Raw genomic sequence first — 23,403 nt, 5'->3', positions numbered from 1 at the left:
GCCGACCACTTCCCACGACTTGTATGGCCATCGGCGGTAGTCAAACGCACCTCCTTCTGTATCTAACCTCATAGATATACACGGAATAAGAGAATTGCTATGGCTGTTATTGAGGCTTGAAAGACTTTGTTGTGCGCGGCGCGAGAGATCGGCACTTCGCTCGCAAGTACTGATGCTGCATCCAGATATCATTCCGCCCAAGTTTGCCTTGGAAGCATCCCCTGCAACCGCTAACACTATAACATGAGGCTATAATACACGCTGCCATCGGACCTGAATGGGTCGCAAAGATTGCAAGGATCATCATGATCGCGCCGGTCGACCATCTCCCTCGGATTTTCCAGGCAAATCTGCACAGATTCTACACGCGTGTCGTCACGATTGCGATGGATAGCCTCGAGCCGGCTGAACGCTGGGAATTGGGAACACCTGAATCTTTAGATGAGGGTCTTGATCGCGCGAGGGCGCAGGTCAATGCCCATACACGCAACGAGGCCGCAAAAGCGTTCGTTCTTGTAATGTCAGCACTCTTTGAACGCCAACTGCGCCAGTGGGCGAGCTTTATGTTCTCGTCGCCTCGAAAACCACCCGTGCAGACACAAGGCCTTGAAGCACTCCTGGCGGATTGCTTTGCGCATGCCGGAATTGACGGCGTGAAGGACGGCGTTGCCGAGATGCTGATCATGGGGCACAACGTTGCGAATGTGGTGCGCCACGGCGATGGAAAGACCAGTGCAATGCTGCGAGAGTCCGCGCCGCAGTTTTGGCAGAGCGACCCCCAGCAGTACATCGACATCAACGCGGGCCCATCTCCCGATAGTGCCTTGATCGTCATTCCAGCCGACTACCTATTGCTCTATACTCGGGCAGGACTGCGTTTTTGGGGCCGCGCCGATCGATTGTCGGGAGCGATCGAGGAGCCGCCAATCTGATTTTAAACACGGAGGAAGGCGTCCCGGCTACGGGGTCCAGCAGTTAAAAGGCCGGCAGCACCGGATTCTCAACCGGTCTCCACCTCCGCCACTCGCTTTGCGCGCCGCCTGACAGAAGCAGTTCTTACTGTAACGTCAGAGAACACTTGCGCCTCGACATCGAAGATCATGCCTACCCTGAAAAAGACACGTTGGACCAAGTCCAACGACACCTCTTCATCCCCGATGTCGATATTGATGAAGTAGTCGGAAATTCCACCCCTGCGTTCTTGGAAGTCTGCCATCGCGACCTGGACTGTCCATACTACGGTGTGAAGATCGAAGAATAGATCGATCTCGATCGTTTCATGATCCTGCTTTAGGATCGAAATGACCTCCGGATCCTCAACACCTTCGAAATCCTCAACCGAAAACGAAGTGACTGGGGTATTCCATTCGTCCGGAACTTCCCCCGCAATAAACTGCCCCACCTTCTCGCAAGTCATGTTCTGCAGTGCAGATATGGCGGCGTCACCCGCCACATCCTCCATGTCAGAGCCCCACTTTTCCAGGAACTCATCAATTTTGTCCTTTGTGTATCTGTCCGGATCGGTTTCAGATGGCGAGTTGGCGATCGAGCGGGCAAAAAGCTCACTTTCCGGCTTTGAGAAGCGGAACTGCAAATCTCCCCAAGGCTTGACCTTCACGTCTCCGATGAGCTTCGCCACCCCTCTCTTTTCAGCAGCCAGCAGACTGACGCGATCTTCGTTCTTTAGCTTTGGGATGGTCCCTCTAGTCTCAAGCCGCAACGCTTCCCAAATGAGCGTGACGTAAGATGGACCTCCGGCAAACGAGGAGGAGACAATGCCGACCAAGCGACCTTCCGAATTCACGACGGCGCCGCCGCTCATCCCTCCCAGCGTGTCCATATTGACTTCAAAACACGGAGACGCCAATCGCTCACCGCGCCCATGAGGAAATGCTTCGGTGACAAGCCCAGACGAGACCATCGGCGTCACAAGTGTTGAACCGTTCTCGATGTGCTGATGCCTGAAGCCGATCGCCCATAGGCGCTCGCCAACGAGAGGCAACGCGATCTGCATCGTCGCAAGCCCCAGAGGAAATTCCGGGAGCGCGTCGGAGTTCAAGGTACAGCTGACGAGCGAAACATCCGAGTAGATCTTCCGATCTCCGTCGAACTCGCTCTGTTTGGAAATAGTAGCAACGTCAAAGGGTAGCCATGCTCTTGCCGCTCCTGGCAGGAAAGTCAAAAAAAGCGGTCCGGCGGATGATGGACTGAACTCCTGCAGCACATGAGTTGCGGTTAGGAGGATGCCAGGCGCGACCATGACGCCACTCCCAATTATGGTCATCCCATCCTTATCGCTCCTCGCAACAGCAACGAGAGCGTCACCGGCCTCGTACATTGAGCCAAGAGGACCGAGCCCGTCTTCTGCAGAAAATTCCGCCCATCCCCATGATAGTTCCAGAGCCGACAGCGCAGGGTTTTCGGTGGTTATTTCTACGTGGTGCGTGTCTAGATCAGCCATCAACATCCTCACAGTGGCTGCCACCAATGTAGCTGACATATTTCAAGTTTAGACGCTGGGCGATGTCAAACGTAGAAGTGCCGCGCAAACACTGGCAGGGATGCGTCCGCATCAACGCGATAGGGGTTAACAGGCCGGGATTACATAATCCCCCATGACCGAAACCTCCCCCTCCCGGTCATTTCCCTAAGGCCGAGCTCCAGAACGATCCGCCGCGCCGCCTGCGGCGTCACCTCAAGAGTCTTCGCCACCATGCCGGCCGAGATCAGCGGCCGCGCGATGACGACCTCCACGAGCTCCGGTAGCCTGGATGACGTCCGCCGCCCCTCCAGTTTTCGCATCATCATCTGCTGCGCCAGCACCAAGCGGCCATGCTCCTTCAGCCCCGTCTCGGCGCCAATTGTCAGCGCCCTTGAAATCGCCAGTAACCGCGTCTCGCGGTCGCGATGGCGGTGCCGATCGACGGGTATGGCTTTCAGTCCGAGGTTGATGGCGGCGAGATGGGCGCCGGTGGTGACGCCGGACTGGCGCAGGATGGAGGCAGCAAACAGCCGCCCGAGCCAGGGCGCATGTTGCAGAACCGACAACTCGTTCCAGGCATCTAGGGCGATGATCGCCTGCAGGATCGGCGGCAAGTCCTGGGTCTATCTCAACACGCCGCGCCATTCGTCGAGCCGCGCATCCTCGTCCCAGTCGAGATCATAGACGAGAGGGTCTCGTTCGCGAGTATCGGCCGAAGCCCGACCGGGCTTTCTTGCTCGTTCAATCGCTGCTTCGGATCGGGCGAGCAGCGCATCGATGGCGGCGTAATCGACGCCGGGGAGATTTCCGAGGTCATCGACAGCCTCTCCCTCCCCCACTGGATCGCCCGCGACGACGCGCTTGGTGGTAGCGGCTGGATTAACCGTTCCGGCTCCCCCCGGATTGATGTCCGACATCTGTCATAGATTTCGATACACTCTGCGGACAAAACCCAATCCGGCAATTGTGCAGCGATGCGCCGACGGTTGCGAAGCACGTCGCGGGCGATGGTGAGCTCGTGGGTTGGCGTGCGGGTATCGCGAAAAGCGTCGTGGAGGACGAGGTCTTCGCGATGGACGAGTTCGCCGTCCATCCACAGCGACGCGCAAGCATCGGCGAAATTCTGCCGCTCGATCCAGCCCTGACCAACCGGCGAATGGGCGATGCGCTCATCCAGACGCGTGAGGGCGACGACGGCGTCGAAAAGCCGGCCGCATGAAGTCACTGATGATGATTTTCGTGCGATCTACGCCATTGATTTTATGGTAAATGTCGCGTTAACGAAAGCAAAGAAGGGTTATCGATTCACAATAAGAACGGCCATGTTTGTGTGCGATAGCTCACGATAAGTACCTCTTATCGAAGATCAAATGTACGAATTGGTTGTACATCTCCTCCTTCCGGTGCTATCATTCCCCAAATGGACCAACCGGAACTCGCCATGCCCCAAACCCATTACAAAATCAGCGAGGCACGCCGAAAATTCGCCGAGGTGCTGGAACGCGCCAACCAGGGTGAGGAGATCATCGTGACGCGCGGCAACGAAATTTATGCGCGCATCGGTCCGGCCGACCCTTCAGGCAAGCGGCCGTTTGGCCTCCTGGCGCAGCGGGAACTGCCGGACGATCTGTTCGACGCTGAGGACGCAGAGCAGGCTGCGATCGATGCCGGCGATTGGAACGATGACGCCGGCGTCTTCCAAGGTAAACCCGTCGATGGCGCCAAGAAACCGTGAAGCTCCTGCTCGACAGCCATGCCGTCTATTGGTGGACGATTGGGAGTTCACGTCTGTCGTCGCATGCGCGGACGTTGATCGAGGACAAGCGCAACATCGTCCTTGTCAGCGCAGTCTCGTTTTACGAACTCGACAACAAGATGCGTTTGAAGAAGCTCGATCTCAAACCACAGGAATTGCGCGCTGCCGTGAGCGCAAGCGGATTCCAGACGCTCGCCATCAGTGACCTTCATGCAGAACTGGCGGCTGCGTTCGACTGGGACCACCTGGACCCCTGGGACCGGATCCTCGCCGCGCAGACACGGCTGGAGCACTGCGCGCTGGTCTCGACGGATCTGGTCTTCGATGCAATCTTGCATGAGAGGGTCTGGTGAAGAAACGCCGATGAGGATTCTTGTCGAGGTGACCGAGGCGGCGGCTCGGTTCGAGGAGCTCATTGAGCTCGTTTTGCGCGGCGATGCGATTGTGATCTGCCGCGACGAGAGGCCCATCGCGACACTCATGCCGATTGCGAAGACGGCGAACGCCGAACTGGGCTTCCTCGAATTGGCTGCAGAGGGTCGCAAAACCGTTCCACCGGGGACGACCTCCGACCATTCCGATTTGTACGACGAGCATGGCTTGCCAATATGAGTGCGATTGACCGACGGATCCAACACCTCGACACCATCGCCTCCGTCCTGCCGATGGGGCGTCGCGACACGTTGGCGGATCTGCTCACCGACCAGGATGTCGAAACGCTGCGGCATCTGGTCAATCAGGGCATGGGTGAAAACACGCTGCGGGCTCTCACCTCCGATCTGGCCTATCTGCAGGCCTGGTCGCTCTCAGCGACCGGCGGCTCTCTTCCGTGGCCGGCGCCGGAAGCGCTTCTGTTGAAGTTCGTTGCCCATCATCTTTGGGATCCGGAAAAACGCCTCGCCGATCCGCAGCATGGAATGCCGATCGACGTCGAAGACCAGCTTCGCGGTCAAGGTTTCCTGAGAGCCAGCGGTCCACACGCCCCCGATACGGTGCGCCGGCGGCTGGCCACCTGGTCGACGCTGACGAAATGGCGCGGGCTGGAGGGTGCATTCGCGTCTCCAGGGGTCAAGTCCGCGATCCGGCTTGCCGTGCGGGCCACGCCGCGTCCGCGCAAGCGCAAAAGCGCCAGGGCGGTGACGGGCGACATCCTCGGCCACCTCCTCAAGACATGCGAAAGCGGAACACTGCGCGATCTCCGCGACAGGGCGATCCTCATGGTCGCCTTCGCCTCCGGCGGCCGTCGCCGCAGCGAAGTGGCGGCATTACGCAAGGAGCAGCTGTCCGACGAAGAGCCCATTGCTGTCGAGGGAGGCTCTCCCCTCCCCTCGCTGTCCATTCATCTGGGGCGGACAAAGACCAGCGGCGCCGATCACGAGGAAGTCGTCTATCTCACCGGCCGGCCCGTCGAGGCGTTGAACATCTGGCTCAAGGCCGCGCGGATCGAAAGCGGCAGCGTGTTTCGGGGGATCGATCGCTGGGGCAATGTCTCGCCCCGCGCGCTCGATCCTACCGCCGTGAACGACATCGTGAAGCAGCGTGTGCGACAAGCAGGTCTCAATCCATCGGAGTTCTCTGCGCACGGGTTGCGATCCGGATACCTCACCGAAGCCGCCAACAGGGGCATCCCGTTGCCTGAGGCCATGGAACAGTCGAGGCATCGGTCCGTTCAGCAGGCCTCGGAGTATTATAACAGCGCGACCCGCAGGAGTGGACGGGCGGCGCGGTTGCTGTAGGCTTTCGAAGGTAACGACGGAGGCGGGTCCTCTCGATGCGGTTCCGTGAGCTAGATTTGTGCCGGTCGCGGGAGCCCCTTCTGCTGCTGTGGGCTGATTGAACTTTCAAAAGAGCCATTGCACCTTTTCAAAAAGGCACTACCACCCCAGAATGATCGCGCCGGCCGCTACAACGGCACACGCGATTACGCGGCGGACTGTGAGAGCTTCGCCGAGAAACAGCCATCCGATCAGCACTGCGAAGACAACGCTTGTCTCTCTCAGCGCGGTAATCGGCCCGGTTGGGCCGATGGCGAAGGCGGCGACCACGACGCCGTAGGCGATCATCGCCACCAGACCGCCGCCGAGCGCCTTCCAAGTATCAGGCGAACGAATATCGACCGTGAGGCCTCGGCGCATGGCAAGATATGCGGTCGGCAGCAAGAGCCCATAGAGCACCAGCACCCAGGCCGTATAGGCTTCGCTTCGGCCAGCCTGTTTCACGCCGACAGAATCGACAGTGGCATAGGCCGCGATGATCGCACCTGCCGCTAGCGCAAACAGAATGGATGTATTGGCTGCGCGAAATTTCCCCAAGGCGAGGCTCATGATGCCGAGCGCAATGAGAACGACGCCGGCGACATGGAAGACATCAAGCCTTTCTCCTGTCACGGCGAAGCCGCCCAGCGTGACCAGAAGCGGCACGGTTCCGCGCACAATCGGATAAATCTGTCCCAAATCACCATGACGATAGGCAGCAACCAGAAACAGGCTGTATCCAACCTGAAGGAAGGCAGAAAGGCCGATGTAAGGCCAGGCTGCCGACGGCGGCAGGGGATAGAGGAAAAGGAACGGCAGTGCGACGGCTGTGCCGGCAAAGCTCATCACGGTCACAGTCCAGAGCCGGTCGCCACCGCTACGCAGAAAGGCGTTCCAGCTCGCATGCAGGATGGCGGCAAACAGGGCAAGGCCGACGACAAGGGCGTTCATTGCAGGCGGTCCGCAGAGAAGAGAAGGGCGGACGCCGTTTTCCGCATGCTTGCGACGGCCATCTTCCCCTGCCCCAAATGGGCAAGCATGGTCGCCCCTTCGATCAGCATGAACAGCGTATTGGCGAAAACCGCGGCGCGCTCTTCCGGGAGTGTTTGCTCAAGGATGTCCTGAAGCCGTTGTTTCAGGGCATGCTTTTGTCGCGAAACCGCCTCGAAAACCGCATGGCCCGGCGTTCCATATTCAGCCAGGGAATGCTGGAACAAACATCCATGAAACCCGGGGCTTTCAAACCAGCGCTCATGCCAATCGAAAATCGCAACGATCTGTTCGTCAGGCGTCGCGACCGGCTCCAGCAACATGTCAAGCTGCCGCCTGAAGTGCTCCGCCCGCCAGTCCAGAACGTTGACGATCAGCACTTCCTTGCTCGGGAAATGCCGATACATGGTCATCTTGGCAACGCCGGCTTCCGCAATGATTTTGTCAATGCCGGTGGCATGAAGCCCGTCACGCTTGAAAAGGCGGTAGGCGGTTTCGATAATATGTTGGCGCTTCTCGGCGGCATCGGCACGAAGAGACATGACATAACCCTAAATGATACAGACCTGTCTATCTCATATGCTGCGTCGCGGGGCCGGTCAATCGGCGCTTGCTCTTGACACCCACGAGCCCTTCCCGCAGCGGGCCGTTGAGCGTCCCGAGTTCATAAAGGGTGGCTTCCCAGGCCGGACTTTGCCACGGATTGGTTGATTAACACATTCGATCGTATCCTGCGGGATAGAATTGCCAGAGCCTGTCTTGACGCCACGGTCAAAATGTAACACACATAGTTACATGTCAAATGATGTTCGTCTTTCCAGCATATTGCACCTGCTTCTGCATTTGGCCGACGCTTCCGAGCCGATGACGTCCGACGCGATGGCCAAAGCGATGGGCAGCAATCCGGTGGTTGCCCGCCGGACATTTGCAGGCCTGCGCGAAGCGGGTATCGTGCACTCGACCAAAGGACCGGGCGGTGGATGGACGCTGGCGCGTCGCCCGGAGGATGTGACGTTGCGGATGCTTTACGATGCCATCGGCGCGCCTCGGCTGTTTGCCTTCGGTAATCGCAGCGATCATCCGTCTTGTCTCGTGGAGCAAGCCGTTAACGCCGAGCTTAACGACGCTAGGCAACAAGCGGAGGCTGTCCTGCTCGTCCGTATGGAAGCCGTAACTCTAGCTTCCTTGTCGAAGGATTTCGATGCCCGCCTCGCCGCAATCGGAATGAAACGATCGGATATCCGTCATGCATGATACAATCATTATCGGCGGCAGCTTTGCCGGCCTGTCTGCAGCCATGTATCTTGGGCGGGGACGACACGATGTCGTCGTTCTCGATACCGGCATGCCTCGCAACCGCTTCTCACCGCAATCGCACGGTTTTTTCACCCATGACGGATCGATACCTTCCGTAATGTTGTCGACGGCGCGGACGCAGCTGAAGCCCTATAGCACAGTCCGCCTTGTCGACGGCGAGGCGGTCAGCGCGACCGGCGCAAGAGATGGCTTTTCCGTCATGCTCGCCGCAGGTGACGTCCTGAAAGGTCGCCGATTGATCCTCGCCAGCGGCGTACGGGATATATTGCCGCCGATCAATGGCCTTGCCGAGCGCTGGGGAACGAGCGTCCTGCATTGCCCATATTGCCACGGCTACGAATATGCAGACCATCGACTGGGCGTCCTTTATGCCGGCCCGGCTTCCCTGCATCATGCACGTCTCATTGCGAACTGGGGTCCGACGACCTTGTTCACCAATGGTGTTGATGTGGAACAAAGCCACACACTTGCCACGCACGGTATCGCAGTCGAAACAGCGCCTATCATAGCGCTGCATGGCTCTGACGGCAGATTGAGCCATGTTGAACTGGCGCCCGCGCGGTGCGCCCGTCTGGATGCCCTCTACATCGCGCCGGCGATCGAACCGCGCAGCCAGGTCTCCAGCGCGCTGGGATGTGCCATGCGGGAAACTCCAGCAGGTTCGGTTCTAGCCGTCGATGACCGCATGATGACGTCGGTACCGGGCGTCCATGCCGCTGGCGACATCGCGGCGTTCCCCTCGATGGTGGCGCGTGCCGTAGCCGATGGATCGCTGGCCGGCGCGATGGTCAGCCAGTCGCTCATTTTCGATACCTGACTGGAGAGAGCATGTTGGCCCCACGCCTCATTCTTGCCGTTCTACTTGCAAGTGCCCCCATCGCGTTCACGGTTGTCCGGCCGGCAATGGCCACCGCGGAAACGACCGCTTCCATTCACGAAAGGACGGCTTCTGTCGGAAGCCAGCGCTTCCGTTACCTTGAAGCGGGGACGGGTGAGACGCTGATCGTCCTGCTGCATGGCTGGCCGGAGGATGCCAGCGAGTGGCATAAGGTCATGCCCCGCCTTGCAATGCGCTATCGCGTGGTCGCCGTGGACTTGCCGGGCGTCGGTGGCTCGACCTCGCCATCGCGGGATTTCTCAAAGGCCGCAATGGCGAGGGAACTGCACGATTTCGTCAAGGGCCTCGACGCTAGGCACGTCGTGCTGGTCGGCCACGACATCGGCGGCATGGTGACCTATGCCTACGCGCGCCAGTTTCCCGAGGAAGTGCAGGGTGCAGCAATCCTCGACGTCCCGCTTCCCGGTCTGGCGCCCTGGGACAAGGTCGAAACGATCCCGCAGGCATGGCACTTTCAATTCAACGCACAAGCGCCGCTCGCCGAGCAGCTCGTCGCGGGGCGGCAGACGCGTTATTTCCGCTATTTTATCGACAAAAATGCCAGCAGCCCCACGGCAATCCGTGATGCAGATGTAGCCGGGTACGCGGCCGCCTATGGATCGGCGGATCAGCTCTCAGCAGGCTTCGGCTTCTATCGGTCATTCCCGCAGGACAAGCTGTTCAACGACGGTCAGCGCGGCAACTTGCCGGTGCCTCTACTCGTTGCTGGAGCCGACCGCAGCTTAGGCGCGGGCGCTGATGTTCTGGCGCAGGCCTTGCGCGATCATGGCGCTTCCGACGTGCGCTCGGTGATCATCGACGGCTCCGGACATTGGGTGGCGGAGGAAAGGCCCGACGACATTGCCCGACTGATCGAACTGTTCGTCACCACTATCGACAAGCTCCGATGACAACGGTCACTCACATGCCTAAGAACGGCCGTACGCAAACCATGACTTTTCCTATCAAAGCCACCTGCCACTGCGCAGCCGTGACCATCAGATTATCGACACCGCCGACGGAGCTTACGCGATGCAATTGCTCACTCTGCAGTCGTTACGGCGTGGTCTGGGCTTATTATAACGCAGAAGACGTCACGACGCCTGAGGGGCTCGAGACTGACACCTATACATGGAACGGCCGTAACGTCGACTTCCATCGTTGCCGCCATTGCGGTTGCATCACCCATTGGGTGCCGCGTAGATCAACACGCAAGACACGTGGCATCAACGCCAACCTCTTGCCCGAGGACAGCATCCGATCCGTCACCATTCGGTATCGCGACGGGGCCGAGACCGGGAAATATCTGGATTGAAGGGCGATGGCGTAGTTGCCGCTACCTGCAACATTGTACCGACATCCAACCTGAGCAAGACGCGGGGCGCGTTGATGTCGCCTTTGCGACGGGCGGCATCGAAGGTCAACATCACTCGAAAGGCCCACCCGCGCAAAATATCGCCGCTTCAAATCGCTCGCCGATCAGCCTGTGGGTTGCGGTGTCGGGATGCAGTCTGTCTGGCAGCGGAAGTCCTTCATGATCTGCTGCCCCATAGAGGTCTCGTCCGTCTAGATAGTGTATGTTGGAGTCGGTTCTTCTTCTTTGCATGATGATCGCGCCAAGGGCGTCGCGGATCAACGAGAGCGTCAGCTTGCCAACTGCCGCGTCGGTTCCGCTGCCCGCCGCGCGGAACTTCAGTTGACCGTCCGAGAAATCCGGCACACTGGGGCCAGGTGTGTTTTCATGGATCGGGCAGAAGATCGGGGAAACGATCAGCAACGGCGTGGTCGGATGTCCGTCACGGATCGTGTCGAGAAAGCCATGGACCGCCGGACCGAAAGCGCGCAGCCGCATCAGGTCCATATTGACGACATTAATGCCGAGCTTGAGGCTGATAAGATCGGCTGGCTGGTCCCTTATGGTTCGCGCGAGGAACGGATCGAGCAGCGCGCAGCCGCCGAAACCCAGATTCAAAAGATCGACACCGGCGATGGATGCCGCAACCACAGGCCAGATGCCGCTTGGATGCACCGCATTGGAGCCATGACTGATCGAGCTGCCATGATGGAGCCATATCCGCCGACCGGATGGCGGGACCGGCTCGATGGGGGCATTTGCATGAAGAGCGACCAGTTCCGTCACCTCGTCATGCGGCAACCAGATTTCGATTACCTTCATTTTGTCCGGCAGCGCCTCGAAGCGCAGCAGGCCGGGTGTGCCCGGCTCCATGTCGGTGACAAGGTTTGCATCGGCCGCCCACCTCGCCAGATCGATACGCACCACATTCCCCGTCGCGATGCTTCCCTGACCGGCGAGGACACCGTCGATTACGAGATCATAGATCCCATCCGGACGCGGCGGCATTCCGACATAATGCCGCTTTGTCGGCAGAGCTTCGAGGGCGATCGTCGTAGCCCGCGTCCTGAAGCACAGGCGCATGCCCGATGGCTGCTGTTCCACCATGGAAAGCTGCGGATCGGCCCACTGCGTCCGCGCCCATTTGGGCAGTCGGTGAGGCAGGAGGCCGGCTGGCGTCTCCTCAAGCTCAATACAGCCACGCAGCATTGCGGCAGTGATGGGATTCCTGTGCCAATCGGCATTCGCTTCGAACATCGCAAATCCAGTTCTTATGGTTAAGGCGGCAAAGTGCGGAAGCATCGCGTCATTGCTATGACCTTGGCAAAATCGGCCTCGACCGACCGTTGCGAAACGCACTGTTTACCGCGCCGCAAAGATGGCGCCGAGCCACGCATGAACCTCCTGGGCCAGACGCAGCGGATTGTTTCCCTGGCAATGCGCATCGGCCCCGGTTTCCGGTCCGAGGACCAGCAATTGGCTGCCTGGCGACGTCACGCCTTGGCTCCAGTTCCGTGTCTGCTTCTGCCAGACGCCGCCCTCCTGTGTGCCTAGCACCGAAAGAAACGGCATCCGCACTTTTGCGGGATCGGCATGTTTATCCTGCCATTTGCTGGCGAGAGAAGACAGGTCTTGCGTCCCGCACTTCCACATCAGGACGTCCATGTTCCTCTCGGCAGCCTGCGACGGATTGGAATGGGCGCCAACCGCCGCCATGAAAAGCTCGACCGGTTTGGACAGGACCGGCGTGGCGATGACCGCAGCGAGCCGCGGCTCCTCGGCGGCAGCCCGGGCAGCAAAATAGCCGCCAAGACTCATGCCCAGCAAAGCCAGCCGGGAAAAATCGACACCGCAATTCGCAAGGAGAAAATCGAGCACAGCCCCCACCGGCTTTTCGGTTTCGGGCTCCCAGAAAAGCCCGTCGGCCGCCGTGGCCCCCTGCCCAGGCAGGTCCACCAAAGCGACGTGATAGCCCCTGTCGATATAGTAGCGCCCCTGCGACAGGAAGCGATCTTCATGACAGGTGTCCGCACCGCCGATCACCAGCATCGTGGGGGAAGCGGGATCGCTGGCGCGGAAGAAGTGCCCCGGCAAGACGGAGCCGCCATAAGGCACCTCAAACCGCTCCGACGGCAGACCCAGCTCGTCCATCGCCAAATCGAAAAGCTGCTGGCTGCGGCGGAACAAGAACAGGAACCGGTCACCCGGAGAGATAAATTGCCACGCAAGACGGAAGCAGGTGAAGGCGCGTAGACGGGTTTCGCCAGCAGCACGGGTCTCGCCGCGCGAAATCCATTGATCTGCTTGAGCGATCAGGGTTTCGCCCTGACCCTCGAAGGCGTTGGCCCAGGAATCGGCATTGCCATCCTCGATCATCGTGGCGACCTGAAAGGCCTCCCCCGCCGAGATGCCGCCGGCCGGAGCCCAACCGAGAGCACCGAGGAAGAAGAGATCCATATTTGGATCCGAAAAGCGATAACGCTGGCTAAGCCTTTGGGTGGAATAGTCTTCACCGCCGGTTGCGATCTCTTGCTTTGACATTGTGGTGCCCTAATGTGACATGGAACAGGCGCCGAAACCGGCGTTAAAGCAAATATATTCACTTTAAGGTCGGCATGTCAACCAGACGTCCCGGCGGGCGAACCGCCATTGTAAAAGCAAAGGCCTTCGAGGCGGCGCGCGCGCTTGCAGTCGAGCATGGCCTCCACAACGTCACCATGCCGGAAATCGCGAAGCTGGCAGGCATCGCCCCGACCAGTCTTTATCGGCGGTGGGGCGATGTCGGATCTCTATTGATGGAAATGGCCGTGGAACGGCTCAACGAAACATTTCCTCTGCCCGACGAAGGGGGCCTTTTGGCAGATCTGACCCAATGGGCGCGACGGATTGCCGCCGGACTGAACGCCGATGCCGAGGTCAACTTCTTCCGTGTGCTGCTGGCCACCACGACCATGTCGCCGGAAACCCGAAAGCTGACGCTGGCGCCACGGCTAGAACAGCTCCAGGCATTGCTGGCTCGCGCCGATACGCGCGGCGAGGCTACGCCGGAGGCAGAGGATGTGATCGATTACCTGCTCGCGCCGCTCTACATGCGCGCGGTTTTGGGAATGCCGCTCGATGAGGGGTATGCGGATAAGCTTGTCAGGAGGTTATTGAAAACGATTACGATTTAAGATGCCTTAATGTTTGATCGCAGGTTTGGAGTGCTTCGCTTGCGACAACCACACTGTTGGCGCGATTGCTACCGTGATGGCCGGCATCCGCAACAAACACGCCGCCCCTTTCCGGCAGAAGGAAGCGATACTGCCAGAAGACCTGATAGCTATTCTCGGGTCGTTTGCGGGACGGGGCGGAATCCTACGCTAAGGCTTTGGCCAACGATATTCTCCGGTGAGATTGATGTGTTCCCAACCGAGTGGCGAGACATGGGCCAGTAGGCCCCTGAACATTAAAGGGGCACAGATATACGGTAGGCCGTTTTACGGCTTTGTACCCAAGCGCGGCTCTGTCCCAGACCATAGCCGCTGAATGTTGGCGCGATGGCGCGCTATCACATAAATTGCTCCGGCGAGTACCAACAAACGATAGGGCAGCGGGTCCGGGAGAACGAAGATAAGGGCGATCGCGGCCAGGGCCGCGAGCATTGAGCTGAGTGAGACAATTCTAAAAATGGCGATCCCTCCGCCGAACACTATCGCTGCACCTATGCCAACCTGCCAGGACAAGGCCAATAGGATGCCCAACCCCGTGGCGGCGGATTTTCCGCCGGTGAAATTCAGCCAGATTGAACGGGCGTGGCCCAGCAAAGCGGCGAGACCGGCCAAACAAACGAACCAAGGCTGCCAGGCTTGCAGCTCCGTCGCAGACGGAGAAGTGCTCGACAACAGCGCGATCCACCAAGGACAAATCCAGCGAACAAAAGCGACCGCTCCAGCTCCTTTCAAAATATCTATCAGGAGGACCACAACCGCAGGCAATTTGCCCAGCGTCCGCAACACGTTCGTTGCGCCTGTGGATTTCGAGCCGTGCTTCCGGATGTCGATACCATTAAGTTTGCCCGCCAGATAGCCGGTCGGGATAGAACCCAGGAGATAGGCGATCACCAGCCCAACCACATTTGTTAGCCAAAAAACCATCAGAGTCCCTTCAACGTTTGATTTCGGATGCTCGGCATTACATGGTCTGCGTCATGATCCGCTTTCGACGATCGAGCAGCTTCACGCCGTCATCGCGCAATTCGCCTTTCGGGCCGACAAAACGATAAAGCGTCTGTCGGGTGATGCCGAGTTCGGCGCAGAGATCAGCCACCTTGGTTTCCGGCTTTCCCATTGCAGCTTGAGCGAGCCGCAGCTTTGCAGGTGTCATCTTGAACGGCGCGCCGCCGTTTCGTCCTCGTGCGGGCTCTGTTGCAAAAATCCAGCTTGCCCTGAAAGCCCCTCGTTCTCTGCTGTCAAGCGGTCTTGCCTTGTAGATTCTGGGCGAGCAGTTCCACGGCTTCTGTCAACGCGCTCGGCCCGATACCAAAAGCGCGTTCAACGATACGCGCTTCCCCTTGGATGTCTCGTGTCAGGTTGAAAATAGCAGCCTGGCCCTTGCGTAACGCCCGCATGACCTCGAAGCCCTTGATCGTCGCATATGCCGTATTCAACGTCTTGAACCCTCTGACCGGTTTGATCAGCTGCTTTAGCTTACCGTGGTCAGCCTCGACGACATTGTTCAGATATTTGACCTGCCGATGCACAAGGTCATCGGAGCATTTGCCTTCGGCCTTCAACTGCGCGATCGCAATCCCATAGGTCGGCGCTTTGTCCGTGATGATGACAGTCGGCTTTTCCCAGTCTTTTAGGCTGTTCAAAGCTTTACCGAGGAAACGCTTGGCCGCTTTGGCATTGCGTGTCGGAGACAGGTAGAAATCGATCGTGTTGCCGAATTTGTCGACGGCCCGATACAGATAGGTCCATTTGCCGCGAACCTTCACATAGGTTTCGTCAACGCGCCAGCTCGTTGACTGTGGTCGGCGACAATGCCAGCGCAGTCGTTTTTCGATCTCCGGCGCGTATTTCTGGACCCAGCGATAAATCGTGGAATGATCGACAGGCACACCGCGCTCACCCATCATCTGTTCAAGATCGCGGTAGCTGATCCCATAGCGGCAATACCACCGCACCGCCCACAAAATCACGTTACCCTGAAAATGCCGCCACTTGAAATCGCACATCAAAAATCTCGCTGAAAATTGTCCGCACTCTTTCGGACATCGGCAAAATTTTTGCAACAGAGCCGTATTTCGCCCCCTCCCGCAAACGACCCCTGATGGCCGTCATCCCCTGGGATTGACATCGAACCGCCCCCGGCTCATCGGCCGAGGGCATCGCCCTGCCGCCTCGCGGCAAAAGGTCCGCCTCTTCGGGCGGGCGTTATTTGGGGAGATAGCCGCGCCTGGTCTTCTGACGCACGAGGGCGTCGATGCGCTTTGAAGCCTCCGCGCTCGTCAGCACCAGCTCGACCTTGACCTGCCCGCGACTGCCGATCCTGCCCCAGCGCCTCTCCAGCCGGGTTTTTCCGAACAGGTCTTCCGAAACCTCGAGCGCGTAGAACCGTGCCATGTTGCGGGTCGGATCGAGGCGTTCGGCGTAGAATGGCAGGGGCGCTATCGTCATGACTGCGATTGTCACCACTCCGCAGATCCATGTCCAATCAGACTTTTGAATCAATGCTGTAACTGCGATTCATATTGTTAATGCTGTCGGGGCAGGCCCCGGCAGTAGAGCCCGCTCCTGACCGCTTTTTGCCGACGCGGAATGCTTCGCGCATCGTTGCTATATGTACAATCTCTACAACATCACCACCACGCACGAGGCCATGCGTCCCTCATCAAATCTCATACGGTGATCGCCAAGGCGTTCTCGTTCACAGAGTGCAGCCGCTCCCGCTTGCTGCGCATCTTTCCCGTCTTCTTGCCGCTCTACGAGGGTCCGCCGGTCTCGCCAATGGGCAAGCAGGCTCCGCCTTGTCCGTCCGTCAGAAAAACGGCTTTCACCGCTGACGCGCCGAACCTTCGGTTTTTCTGACCGACAGACCCATGACCAGCCCGACAGACCACCGGGGAGCGGGCTTCGCCCTCCCCCCTTCGTTCGGTTGGATGTGAGGGCACATCCACCGGAACGGTGGGTGAAGGCTTCGCCCACTGCGGGGCTTGCTTCTCGGAACTCGGAAACCGTGGAGAACCTATCATGACCGTTTACACCCAGACCGCCCGTTTCGACACCGGCCGCGCCATGACCGAGGACGAAATGCGCCGCATCGCGCCGTCGATCTTTGCCACCGTCGCCCATGAAAGCCGTTCGGAACGCTTCCAGCCGATCCCGACCATCGAAGTCCTTCGTGGCCTGACGAAAGAAGGCTTCGTGCCGGTCGGTGCAAAGCAGTCGTCGAGCCGCATCGAAGGCAAGGCCGATTTCACGAAACATCTCATCCGCCTTCGCCGCATCGATGACGGCAAAGTCTACAATGTCGGTGATACCGTCTGCGAAATCCTTCTGAAGAACGCCAATGACGGAACCAGCGCTTACGAACTGATGGCAGGTCTGTTTCGCATTCGTTGCCTCAATTCCCTTGTCACGCAAACAGGCAAGATCGAGGAAATCAAGGTTCGTCACTCCGGAGACGTTCAGGCGAAGGTGATCGAGGGTACCTATACCGTCCTGAAAGGCGCTGAGCATGCGCTGGCCGCGCCACAGGACTGGTCTTCGCTGCGCTTGAACGCCGAGGAAAAGCACAGCCTCGCCCAGAGCGCCCATCTCCTGCGCTTCGGTGACACCGAGGGTGAAACGAAGACGCCGATCAGACCTGAGCAGCTTTTGACGGAGCGCCGGACGGGTGACATGGCAAGCGATCTGTGGACCACATGGAACGTGGTGCAGGAAAACGCCATCAAGGGCGGCATTCGCGCGGTTACCCGCGACGAGTTCGGAAGGCGTCGCCGTATGACCTCGCGCGCCGTTACCGGCATTGATCAGGACATCGAGCTCAACAAGGCGCTGTGGCTCTTGGGAGCAGAAATGGCAAAGCTGAAGGGTGCACGATGATGCGCCCCCACATTCTCTTCAATTGCTGCCCGGGAGGCACCGAACCCGACTGGCGGACATTCACCAATCTTGAACTCGGCGGCTGCATCAATGCCGCCGAGGATGGCGCCGGTGAAACCTGTATCGAGGGCGGCATGGCACGCGACAAGGCCGAGTTCTTCACGATCTACGGTCGCTTGCAGGACGGCGGTTGCGAGGCCATTACCGATTGCCCCGATTTCGAAAGCGCCCTGAGCGTCGCGGCGCGGCTTTGCGCGCGCAGTTGCTTGACGCTGACAGTGGTTTGCTAGAGGATTCGATCAGCGACGCCTGGAGATGCGGCAGAGCTTCAGGCCGGGTTTTCACGAGGAACCCGGCCGCCTTCGAAGGGCTCCCCTTGCGCCCCGCCCCTCGAACTCCCCACCCGCCCGTTAGAGCTCGACGCGGACAATTTGATGGGCTTGCCGATCCACACGGAACGCCCCGGACGGGTCCAGTCGGTCCCGCCTCCCCCTTCGGGTCGCTTCGCTAAGGCTCCTGCGGCTGGCCTTTTTCCACCCGTGGCGCGACGAGAATTCCCGAAATCCGCCCATCGGTCGCCGCTATGCTGATTTCTCCGATACTCTTCATCTTGTGACGCATGCCCGGGCTCGCAAGCTCCGCCCTGGCCTGCGGCCGGGTGAAGGGGAGCGCTGCTGCCCCCTCCCCCTCAAGGGCAAATTCGGGTCTCCCCATCCTTCCTCGCTCCCCTTTGCTTTGCTCGTGCAGGACGCGCGCGCGGATCCTCGCCACGTTTGCGACGGCGCGCACCTGGTGCGCTTGGCGTGGATCGTCGCGACGCCCTTCGTGTGGGTGATCCCCCTCCCGAGTTTCTCCTTGTCCCCCTTCCCCACGCTGTTCCGCACGAGCTCGAAGGCAGGGCAGGGGCTCCTGCCCTTCGGGACAGAAACAAGGGACAAGACCAATGGACGCGCATCTGACATCCATCGTGAAGCTCTTCGAGACGACACGCTATCAGCATGATCTCTACACGGTGTTTGGTGACTGGTGTGAATGCGCGGCCATATCGCTCAGCAATGCCGTCGATCTGAGCCGGCGCGACAAGCGCGAGGCCCGTTATATGGAAATCGTGGCACGCTATGATCGCAAGACGCTGGACCTGTTTCCGAAGATCATGGGTGAACTGGTCCTGGCCTTGGAAGCAGCGCCGGCCGACATCCTCGGTCAGGTGTTCCATGCGCTCGAATTACACAGCAAGGCGAAGGGCCAGTTTTTTACGCCCTATTCGATTTGCCAGTTGATGGCCCGCATGACGATAGATCCGGACATGATCACGCAGAGCATTGAAAAGCGGGGCTATCTATTGGCTCAGGCACCCGCCGTTGGCGCGGGCGTAATGATCATCGCCCTTGTCGAGGAAATGCGGGATGACGGTTTCAATTACCAGCAATGCCTTCACGTCACCGCCAACGATATCGACCGGCGCGCGGTGCGCATGGCCTATATCCAGTTCACCCTTCTTCACATCCCCGCCGTGTTCATCGAGGGCGACACCCTCAGACTGCAAATGATAGACGAGTGGAGGACGTGCGCTCATATCCTTGGAGGGTGGGATTGGAAGTTGAAGACAAGGCGGGATGCCTTTGAAGAGCATAAGACGAGCACGTCAGTGCCTCGGAACATGGAAAGGCGACCAGAAGCGATCTGCTTTGCAGCCGACAAGCGCGGCCAGTTGAATTTATCCTGAAACGCGGGCGCTTTTGGCGTTTCGCCAATCAACTCTACGGACCCAATGAGCATACTGGGGGCACATTGAGCAATCTACTAGTTTCTTGCGACGCGCGGGTTCATCCGATTCTCTCAGAAATTCGCAGATGGACACTGCTTCCATGACTATTCGCTGAAATTATTGTCAGCTGACAAGATTCCCAAGCGATTGGAAAACAATGGTTTTCGACGAAAGATCAAAGGTTAATGTGCATTAACCAAAAATCGCTTGACGCATAGGCGGTGTATGAGATCATTTGCGGAAAATAGAGAGAATTATCGGGTTTACCGTGAATGGCGAATAAGAGCGCAAAAGATACGACAGTCGAAAAGATCGAGCGCGTTTCGATTGATAAAACTATTGCCGATGATTCTGCAAAATTGAGCAGCAATCTTCAGGAGCTATCCGCTCGCCTGTTTTCGCCGGACGCTCAAAAGGCGCTTCGCCGCTTCAGCAGCGCCGAAGCCGCCAAACTGCTCGGCGTTACCGACAGCTATGTGCGCCATCTCGCTGCTCAGGAAGGGTCTGTAAGTTCGGAGAAGACATCCGGTGGCCGTCGGACTTTCTCACTGGCGGAGATCAACACGATCCGTCAGTTGCTGGGGAAGACAAAGCTTGCCTACCTGGCCGGGCGGCGGGAGGCCGACCATTTGCAGGTCATCGCCGTTACCAACTTCAAGGGCGGCTCGGGAAAGACGACGACAGCGACGCATCTCGCCCAATATCTCGCGCTTCGCGGTTATCGCGTTCTCGCCGTCGATCTTGACCCGCAGGCGTCGATGTCTGCAATGCTCGGCTATCAGCCGGAGTTTGATGTTGGCGAAAACGAGACGCTGTTCGGCGCTATTCGCTATGATGAGCTTCGTCGACCGGTTGCCGAGGTCGTTCGCGAGACATATTTCCCTGGCCTTGATCTGATCCCCGGCAATCTCGAACTTCACGAATTCGAACACGACACACCCAGGGCGCTCGCAGAGCGGCACAGTTCCGAGACTGACATGTTTTTCATGCGTGTCGGCAATGCGCTGACGGATGTCTCCGATCGATATGATGTCGTTGTTATCGACTGCCCGCCAACGCTCGGCTTTCTCACGCTGTCGGCCTTGTGTGCAGCAACCGCCGTCCTCATTACCGTTCATCCGCAGATGCTTGACGTGGCATCCATGAACCAATTTCTCGCGATGACCTCGGACCTTCTGTCCGTGGTCAAGGATGCGGGTGGAAATCTCGAATATGACTGGATGCGTTATCTGGTCACACGATACGAACCGAATGACGGCCCTCAGGCGCAGATCGTTGCTTTCCTCAGATCTCTCTTCGGAGACCGTGTGCTGACCTCGATGATGGTGAAGTCGACGGCAATTTCCGATGCCGGCCTGTCGAAGCAGACGATCTACGAGGCTGCGCGAGAATCCATGAACCGGCAGACATATGATCGGGCCGTTGAGGCAATGGATGGGGTGAATATGGAAATCGAGGCATTGCTCAAGAGCTCCTGGGGGCGCGCATGAAGGGCCGCGACATACTCAAGAATATGGTCAGCACGGCGGGTAGCGAGCCGTCGAAGCCGGCAGCTCAGCCTCAGCCCGCGCACAAGCCCGCGGGAGCCGTGAGAGCAATGAACCTCTCTCTTGGCCGTCTCGGTGATGAAGCGGCGGCGGCGAAGGAGCTACGATCCGCTCTGGCCGCCGGCGACAAGGTCGTTGAATTGAGTCCGGACCGTATAGAGGCGTCATTCATTCAGGACCGGATTCCAATCGAGAACGACGCGGCGCTGGATGAGCTTATCGCGTCGATGCGGGAAAGCGGTCAGCAAGTTCCCATCCTTGTGCGTCCGCATCCGACAAAAGAGAATAGTTACCAGGCGGCTTACGGGCATCGAAGATTGCGCGCTGCCATCGTCCTGGAGCGCCCGATCAAGGCGATCGTGCGCCAACTCACCGATGAGGAACTGGTCGTTGCGCAAGGGCAGGAGAACGGCCCTCGCATTGATCTCAGCTTTATCGAGCGGGCGCTGTTTGCGAAGCGGCTCGAGCAGCACGGCTTTGATCGGGAGCGGATTGCACAGGCGCTGTCCGTCGACAAGCCGGAAACCTCACGGCTGCTGCAGGTTGCTGATGCTATTCCAACCGAAATCATACTGGCCATCGGTCCGGCCTCCAAAATTGGGCGACCGCGGTGGCTGGCCTTCGCCGAGCTCTTGAAGGATGAGGCGGTCAAAGCCAGGATTGCGGCGATCATAGTCGACGCTAAATTCTCGGCGATCGACACGAATGAGCGGTTTGCGCGCTTGTGGGCCAACGCTCAGGGAAAGAGTGCTGCGAAGAAAAAAGACGATGGCGGCAAGATTCGAACGCGGCGAGGGATCGTTCTGGGCTCAGTGATCCCAACCGCCAAGGGTGCAAAAATCACAGTCACATCTGCAGAGTTCGCACAGTTCCTCGGCACTCGAATGAGTGATCTTGTGGAGCAGTTTGAAAAAGAAAACGCTGCTGGAACAGACCATTAATTCGATTGTCAGGTGACAATTCAACCGTATTTAGGAGATCGAAACCGCAAAAGAAAAAGGCCCCCAATCGGCGAACCGTGGAAGCCCTTCTCGTGTGTAGCAACTAGAGAATCGCATTTCCCAGAATCACTGTCAAGAGTCTTTGGCGCCGTTTTGGTGAGCAGGTTTTTTTTGCCTTTTAGAAGGTGAAAGACGATGCAGATGGAGCATGTGACGACGCCCTTTGGGCGGCGGCCGCTGACCTATGCCATGTTGAAAGACCAGATGGCATCGGCGGAAATTGAAGAGGGCGCCCGCGCCGACAAGTGGAAGCTTTACCGTGCGCTCTGCGAAGCCCGCGAACGGCTCGGCGTGACCGACCGGGCGCTCGCGATCCTCAACGCGCTGCTCAGCTTCTATCCGAAGTCCGAGCTTTCGGCGGAAGACGCGATGATCGTGTTTCCCTCCAATGCGCAGCTGTCGCTGAGGGCCCATGGCATGCCCGAACAGACGATCCGCCGGCATATAGCCAGCCTCATCGACGCCGGCCTCCTGACGCGTCGCGACAGCGCCAATGGCAAGCGCTTTGTCCGCCGCGACCGCGAAGGCCAGATCGACGAGGCCTTCGGCTTTTCGCTCGCCCCGCTGCTGGCGCGTGCCGCAGAGATCGAGCGCCTGGCGGCCGAGGTCGCGGCGGAACGGCTGCATCTGCAGCGCCTGAAGGAAAGGCTCACCATCTGCCGGCGGGATGTCGCCAAGCTGATTGCGACCGCGATCGAAGAGGGCGCTTCCGGCGACTGGGACGCCGCAGAGGCCGAATATCGGACGATCCTCGCCGACTATCCGAGAAAGCCGAGTGCGCCGATGGTGGCTCAAACGCTCGATGCGATGACGTTCCTGCGGGAAAACATCCTCAACCAGCTGGAAATGCAGCTGAAAACGCAAAATCAAAGCGGCAATGCCCATCACAACGAGCGGCATATACAGAATTCAAATCCCGACTCTTACTCTGAAATTGAACCGCGCTTTGAAAAGACGCAGGGGCAAAATCGGGATGAAGTCGGGCGGGATTGGGCCGAAGTGAGGGAAACGGCTGAAGGCGATGGAGCCGGGGAGGCCGGTGACTATGCCGACCCGAGCGTGGTAGGCGACGAAATTGCCTGGGCGGGCGCAATCCGGCCGGGCCGCGGGCCCGGCGGAGAAGTCGAAGACGCAGCCGCGGCTGAAATCGCCCGCCAGCGCCGGCAGGCTGAAAGAATAGCCGCAGGGCTGGCCGCAAACGGAGCAAAATCCACCGCAGGGGAGGGGGGACCCGCCGGTTTTGCGGGCGAGACCGCGCCGGATCAGGCCTCAAGGCCGGATCTCCGCGCCGTGTCTTCGGGTGGTGCCGCGCCCGAGCGCAAGTCGCTCGACAGCATCGCGGGCCTGAAACCCTTCCCGCTCGGCATGGTGCTGTCCGCCTGCCCGGAAATCGTCAATTACGGCCCCGGCGGCCATGTCACCAGCTGGCGAGACCTGATGTCGGCGGCGATCGTGGTCCGCTCCATGCT

At 59.1% G+C, this 23,403-nt stretch carries 25 protein-coding genes and 3 pseudogenes; 16 read left to right on the top strand and 12 right to left on the bottom strand.

Annotated elements, in window-relative coordinates:
- Nucleotides 1-305: 305 nt before the first annotated feature.
- Nucleotides 306-932 (top strand): hypothetical protein, encoded by a 627-nt coding sequence (locus LQK84_RS23720; protein ID WP_230831277.1) that lies wholly within the window; start codon nt 306-308, stop codon nt 930-932.
- A 68-nt stretch (nt 933-1,000) separates the two neighbouring features.
- Here LQK84_RS23720 and LQK84_RS23715 read toward each other — a convergent pair whose 3' ends face one another.
- A complete protein-coding gene (locus tag LQK84_RS23715) occupies nt 1,001-2,461 on the bottom strand; it encodes a trypsin-like serine peptidase (RefSeq protein ID WP_230831276.1) in 1,461 nt (486 codons plus the stop codon).
- A gap of 140 nt (nt 2,462-2,601) precedes the next feature.
- Nucleotides 2,602-3,699 (bottom strand): annotated as a pseudogene (locus tag LQK84_RS23710) (RHE_PE00001 family protein).
- A gap of 224 nt (nt 3,700-3,923) precedes the next feature.
- Here LQK84_RS23710 and LQK84_RS23705 point away from each other — a divergent pair.
- From LQK84_RS23705 to LQK84_RS23690, 4 genes are read left to right on the top strand one after another with little or no spacing between them, the layout of a single operon-like run.
- Nucleotides 3,924-4,217, top strand: coding sequence for a type II toxin-antitoxin system Phd/YefM family antitoxin (locus LQK84_RS23705; RefSeq protein ID WP_230831275.1), 294 nt, complete (start codon nt 3,924-3,926; stop codon nt 4,215-4,217).
- Nucleotides 4,214-4,591 carry a type II toxin-antitoxin system VapC family toxin gene (locus LQK84_RS23700; RefSeq protein WP_230831274.1) on the top strand — a complete coding sequence of 126 codons (378 nt, stop codon included), beginning with the start codon at nt 4,214-4,216 and terminating at the stop codon, nt 4,589-4,591. The genes LQK84_RS23705 and LQK84_RS23700 overlap by 4 nt, the downstream gene beginning before the upstream one ends.
- Nucleotides 4,592-4,601: 10 nt before the next feature.
- Nucleotides 4,602-4,850, top strand: a complete 249-nt coding sequence (locus tag LQK84_RS23695; protein WP_230831273.1) for a type II toxin-antitoxin system Phd/YefM family antitoxin — start codon at nt 4,602-4,604, stop codon at nt 4,848-4,850.
- Nucleotides 4,847-5,974, top strand: a complete 1,128-nt coding sequence (locus tag LQK84_RS23690) for a site-specific integrase (RefSeq protein ID WP_230831272.1) — start codon at nt 4,847-4,849, stop codon at nt 5,972-5,974. The genes LQK84_RS23695 and LQK84_RS23690 overlap by 4 nt, the downstream gene beginning before the upstream one ends.
- 138 nt (nt 5,975-6,112) lie before the next feature.
- On the opposite strand, the gene LQK84_RS23685 is transcribed toward LQK84_RS23690, so the two are convergent.
- The 3 genes and pseudogenes from LQK84_RS23685 to LQK84_RS25295 form a co-directional block, all read right to left on the bottom strand.
- The gene (locus tag LQK84_RS23685) at nt 6,113-6,943 is read right to left on the bottom strand and encodes a DMT family transporter (RefSeq protein ID WP_230831271.1); all 831 of its coding nucleotides are present in this window, start codon (nt 6,941-6,943) and stop codon (nt 6,113-6,115) included.
- Nucleotides 6,940-7,362 carry a TetR/AcrR family transcriptional regulator gene (locus LQK84_RS23680; protein ID WP_330166435.1) on the bottom strand — a complete coding sequence of 141 codons (423 nt, stop codon included), beginning with the start codon at nt 7,360-7,362 and terminating at the stop codon, nt 6,940-6,942. Before LQK84_RS23680 ends, LQK84_RS23685 begins: the two co-directional genes overlap by 4 nt.
- Nucleotides 7,363-7,365: 3 nt before the next feature.
- Nucleotides 7,366-7,524, bottom strand: a pseudogene (locus LQK84_RS25295) (TetR/AcrR family transcriptional regulator); the annotation flags it as partial.
- 253 nt (nt 7,525-7,777) lie between these two features.
- Between LQK84_RS25295 and LQK84_RS23675 the strand changes: the two are divergent.
- From LQK84_RS23675 to LQK84_RS25380, 4 genes are read left to right on the top strand one after another with little or no spacing between them, the layout of a single operon-like run.
- Nucleotides 7,778-8,236, top strand: a complete 459-nt coding sequence (locus LQK84_RS23675; protein ID WP_230831269.1) for an RrF2 family transcriptional regulator — start codon at nt 7,778-7,780, stop codon at nt 8,234-8,236.
- A complete protein-coding gene (locus LQK84_RS23670) occupies nt 8,229-9,116 on the top strand; it encodes an NAD(P)/FAD-dependent oxidoreductase (protein ID WP_230831268.1) in 888 nt (295 codons plus the stop codon). Before LQK84_RS23675 ends, LQK84_RS23670 begins: the two co-directional genes overlap by 8 nt.
- A gap of 11 nt (nt 9,117-9,127) precedes the next feature.
- On the top strand, nt 9,128-10,087 hold the full coding sequence (locus tag LQK84_RS23665; RefSeq protein WP_230831267.1) for an alpha/beta fold hydrolase: 960 nt from the start codon (nt 9,128-9,130) through the stop codon (nt 10,085-10,087).
- Nucleotides 10,084-10,491, top strand: coding sequence for a GFA family protein (locus LQK84_RS25380; protein WP_442967010.1), 408 nt, complete (start codon nt 10,084-10,086; stop codon nt 10,489-10,491). Before LQK84_RS23665 ends, LQK84_RS25380 begins: the two co-directional genes overlap by 4 nt.
- 111 nt (nt 10,492-10,602) lie before the next feature.
- On the opposite strand, the gene LQK84_RS23660 is transcribed toward LQK84_RS25380, so the two are convergent.
- A complete protein-coding gene (locus LQK84_RS23660) occupies nt 10,603-11,787 on the bottom strand; it encodes an SGNH/GDSL hydrolase family protein (RefSeq protein WP_230831266.1) in 1,185 nt (394 codons plus the stop codon).
- A gap of 105 nt (nt 11,788-11,892) precedes the next feature.
- Nucleotides 11,893-13,071, bottom strand: a complete 1,179-nt coding sequence (locus tag LQK84_RS23655; protein ID WP_230831265.1) for an alpha/beta hydrolase family protein — start codon at nt 13,069-13,071, stop codon at nt 11,893-11,895.
- A gap of 74 nt (nt 13,072-13,145) precedes the next feature.
- Here LQK84_RS23655 and LQK84_RS23650 point away from each other — a divergent pair, with 74 nt between their 5' ends.
- Nucleotides 13,146-13,703, top strand: coding sequence for a TetR/AcrR family transcriptional regulator (locus LQK84_RS23650; RefSeq protein WP_230831264.1), 558 nt, complete (start codon nt 13,146-13,148; stop codon nt 13,701-13,703).
- Nucleotides 13,704-14,009: 306 nt separating this feature from the next.
- Here LQK84_RS23650 and plsY read toward each other — a convergent pair whose 3' ends face one another.
- The 4 genes and pseudogenes from plsY to LQK84_RS23630 form a co-directional block, all read right to left on the bottom strand.
- A complete protein-coding gene (gene plsY / locus LQK84_RS23645; protein WP_230831263.1) occupies nt 14,010-14,666 on the bottom strand; it encodes a glycerol-3-phosphate 1-O-acyltransferase PlsY in 657 nt (218 codons plus the stop codon).
- Between the two features lie 37 nt (nt 14,667-14,703).
- Nucleotides 14,704-14,940: pseudogene (locus LQK84_RS23640) on the bottom strand (recombinase family protein); the annotation flags it as partial.
- A gap of 40 nt (nt 14,941-14,980) precedes the next feature.
- Nucleotides 14,981-15,748, bottom strand: a complete 768-nt coding sequence (locus LQK84_RS23635; RefSeq protein WP_230831262.1) for an IS6 family transposase — start codon at nt 15,746-15,748, stop codon at nt 14,981-14,983.
- 199 nt (nt 15,749-15,947) lie between these two features.
- Nucleotides 15,948-16,190 (bottom strand): WGR domain-containing protein, encoded by a 243-nt coding sequence (locus tag LQK84_RS23630; RefSeq protein WP_230831261.1) that lies wholly within the window; start codon nt 16,188-16,190, stop codon nt 15,948-15,950.
- 573 nt (nt 16,191-16,763) lie between these two features.
- Between LQK84_RS23630 and LQK84_RS23625 the strand changes: the two genes are divergently transcribed.
- Together LQK84_RS23625 and LQK84_RS23620 are read left to right on the top strand one after the other, a co-directional pair.
- Nucleotides 16,764-17,618, top strand: coding sequence for a DUF932 domain-containing protein (locus LQK84_RS23625; RefSeq protein WP_230831260.1), 855 nt, complete (start codon nt 16,764-16,766; stop codon nt 17,616-17,618).
- Complete coding sequence (locus LQK84_RS23620; RefSeq protein ID WP_230831259.1) at nt 17,615-17,908, top strand: hypothetical protein; 294 nt, start codon at nt 17,615-17,617, stop codon at nt 17,906-17,908. Before LQK84_RS23625 ends, LQK84_RS23620 begins: the two co-directional genes overlap by 4 nt.
- Before the next feature lie 217 nt (nt 17,909-18,125).
- Here the strand turns inward: LQK84_RS23620 and LQK84_RS23615 are convergent, their stop codons facing one another.
- A complete protein-coding gene (locus LQK84_RS23615; RefSeq protein ID WP_230831258.1) occupies nt 18,126-18,332 on the bottom strand; it encodes a hypothetical protein in 207 nt (68 codons plus the stop codon).
- 229 nt (nt 18,333-18,561) lie between these two features.
- Between LQK84_RS23615 and LQK84_RS23610 the strand changes: the two genes are divergently transcribed.
- The 4 genes from LQK84_RS23610 to repC all read left to right on the top strand — a co-directional run.
- A complete protein-coding gene (locus LQK84_RS23610; protein ID WP_230831257.1) occupies nt 18,562-19,344 on the top strand; it encodes an N-6 DNA methylase in 783 nt (260 codons plus the stop codon).
- Between the two features lie 314 nt (nt 19,345-19,658).
- Complete coding sequence (repA, locus tag LQK84_RS23605; protein WP_230831256.1) at nt 19,659-20,876, top strand: plasmid partitioning protein RepA; 1,218 nt, start codon at nt 19,659-19,661, stop codon at nt 20,874-20,876.
- On the top strand, nt 20,873-21,874 hold the full coding sequence (repB, locus tag LQK84_RS23600) for a plasmid partitioning protein RepB (protein WP_230831255.1): 1,002 nt from the start codon (nt 20,873-20,875) through the stop codon (nt 21,872-21,874). The genes repA and repB overlap by 4 nt, the downstream gene beginning before the upstream one ends.
- Nucleotides 21,875-22,069: 195 nt before the next feature.
- The coding region (gene repC / locus LQK84_RS23595) for a plasmid replication protein RepC (RefSeq protein WP_230831254.1) at nt 22,070-23,403 on the top strand (1,334 nt) is incomplete at its 3' end.

Origin of the sequence: Rhizobium sp. C4, assembly GCF_021026315.1 — a bacterium.
GTDB lineage: Bacteria > Pseudomonadota > Alphaproteobacteria > Rhizobiales > Rhizobiaceae > Ensifer_A.
Note: the sequence above shows the minus strand (reverse complement) of the source record. Positions and strands in the feature narration are given on the sequence as shown.

Coding starts and splice junctions, on each gene's coding strand:
- LQK84_RS23720 (WP_230831277.1), top strand. CDS start 306: ATGATCGCGCCGGTCGACCATCTCCCTCGGATTTTCCAGGCAAATCTG.
- LQK84_RS23715 (WP_230831276.1), bottom strand. CDS start 2,461: ATGGCTGATCTAGACACGCACCACGTAGAAATAACCACCGAAAACCCT.
- LQK84_RS23705 (WP_230831275.1), top strand. CDS start 3,924: ATGCCCCAAACCCATTACAAAATCAGCGAGGCACGCCGAAAATTCGCC.
- LQK84_RS23695 (WP_230831273.1), top strand. CDS start 4,602: ATGAGGATTCTTGTCGAGGTGACCGAGGCGGCGGCTCGGTTCGAGGAG.
- LQK84_RS23690 (WP_230831272.1), top strand. CDS start 4,847: ATGAGTGCGATTGACCGACGGATCCAACACCTCGACACCATCGCCTCC.
- LQK84_RS23685 (WP_230831271.1), bottom strand. CDS start 6,943: ATGAACGCCCTTGTCGTCGGCCTTGCCCTGTTTGCCGCCATCCTGCAT.
- LQK84_RS23675 (WP_230831269.1), top strand. CDS start 7,778: ATGTCAAATGATGTTCGTCTTTCCAGCATATTGCACCTGCTTCTGCAT.
- LQK84_RS23670 (WP_230831268.1), top strand. CDS start 8,229: ATGCATGATACAATCATTATCGGCGGCAGCTTTGCCGGCCTGTCTGCA.
- LQK84_RS23665 (WP_230831267.1), top strand. CDS start 9,128: ATGTTGGCCCCACGCCTCATTCTTGCCGTTCTACTTGCAAGTGCCCCC.
- LQK84_RS25380 (WP_442967010.1), top strand. CDS start 10,084: ATGACAACGGTCACTCACATGCCTAAGAACGGCCGTACGCAAACCATG.
- LQK84_RS23660 (WP_230831266.1), bottom strand. CDS start 11,787: ATGTTCGAAGCGAATGCCGATTGGCACAGGAATCCCATCACTGCCGCA.
- LQK84_RS23655 (WP_230831265.1), bottom strand. CDS start 13,071: ATGTCAAAGCAAGAGATCGCAACCGGCGGTGAAGACTATTCCACCCAA.
- LQK84_RS23650 (WP_230831264.1), top strand. CDS start 13,146: ATGTCAACCAGACGTCCCGGCGGGCGAACCGCCATTGTAAAAGCAAAG.
- plsY (WP_230831263.1), bottom strand. CDS start 14,666: ATGGTTTTTTGGCTAACAAATGTGGTTGGGCTGGTGATCGCCTATCTC.
- LQK84_RS23635 (WP_230831262.1), bottom strand. CDS start 15,748: ATGTGCGATTTCAAGTGGCGGCATTTTCAGGGTAACGTGATTTTGTGG.
- LQK84_RS23630 (WP_230831261.1), bottom strand. CDS start 16,190: ATGACGATAGCGCCCCTGCCATTCTACGCCGAACGCCTCGATCCGACC.
- LQK84_RS23625 (WP_230831260.1), top strand. CDS start 16,764: ATGACCGTTTACACCCAGACCGCCCGTTTCGACACCGGCCGCGCCATG.
- LQK84_RS23620 (WP_230831259.1), top strand. CDS start 17,615: ATGATGCGCCCCCACATTCTCTTCAATTGCTGCCCGGGAGGCACCGAA.
- LQK84_RS23615 (WP_230831258.1), bottom strand. CDS start 18,332: ATGGGGAGACCCGAATTTGCCCTTGAGGGGGAGGGGGCAGCAGCGCTC.
- LQK84_RS23610 (WP_230831257.1), top strand. CDS start 18,562: ATGGACGCGCATCTGACATCCATCGTGAAGCTCTTCGAGACGACACGC.
- repA (WP_230831256.1), top strand. CDS start 19,659: ATGGCGAATAAGAGCGCAAAAGATACGACAGTCGAAAAGATCGAGCGC.
- repB (WP_230831255.1), top strand. CDS start 20,873: ATGAAGGGCCGCGACATACTCAAGAATATGGTCAGCACGGCGGGTAGC.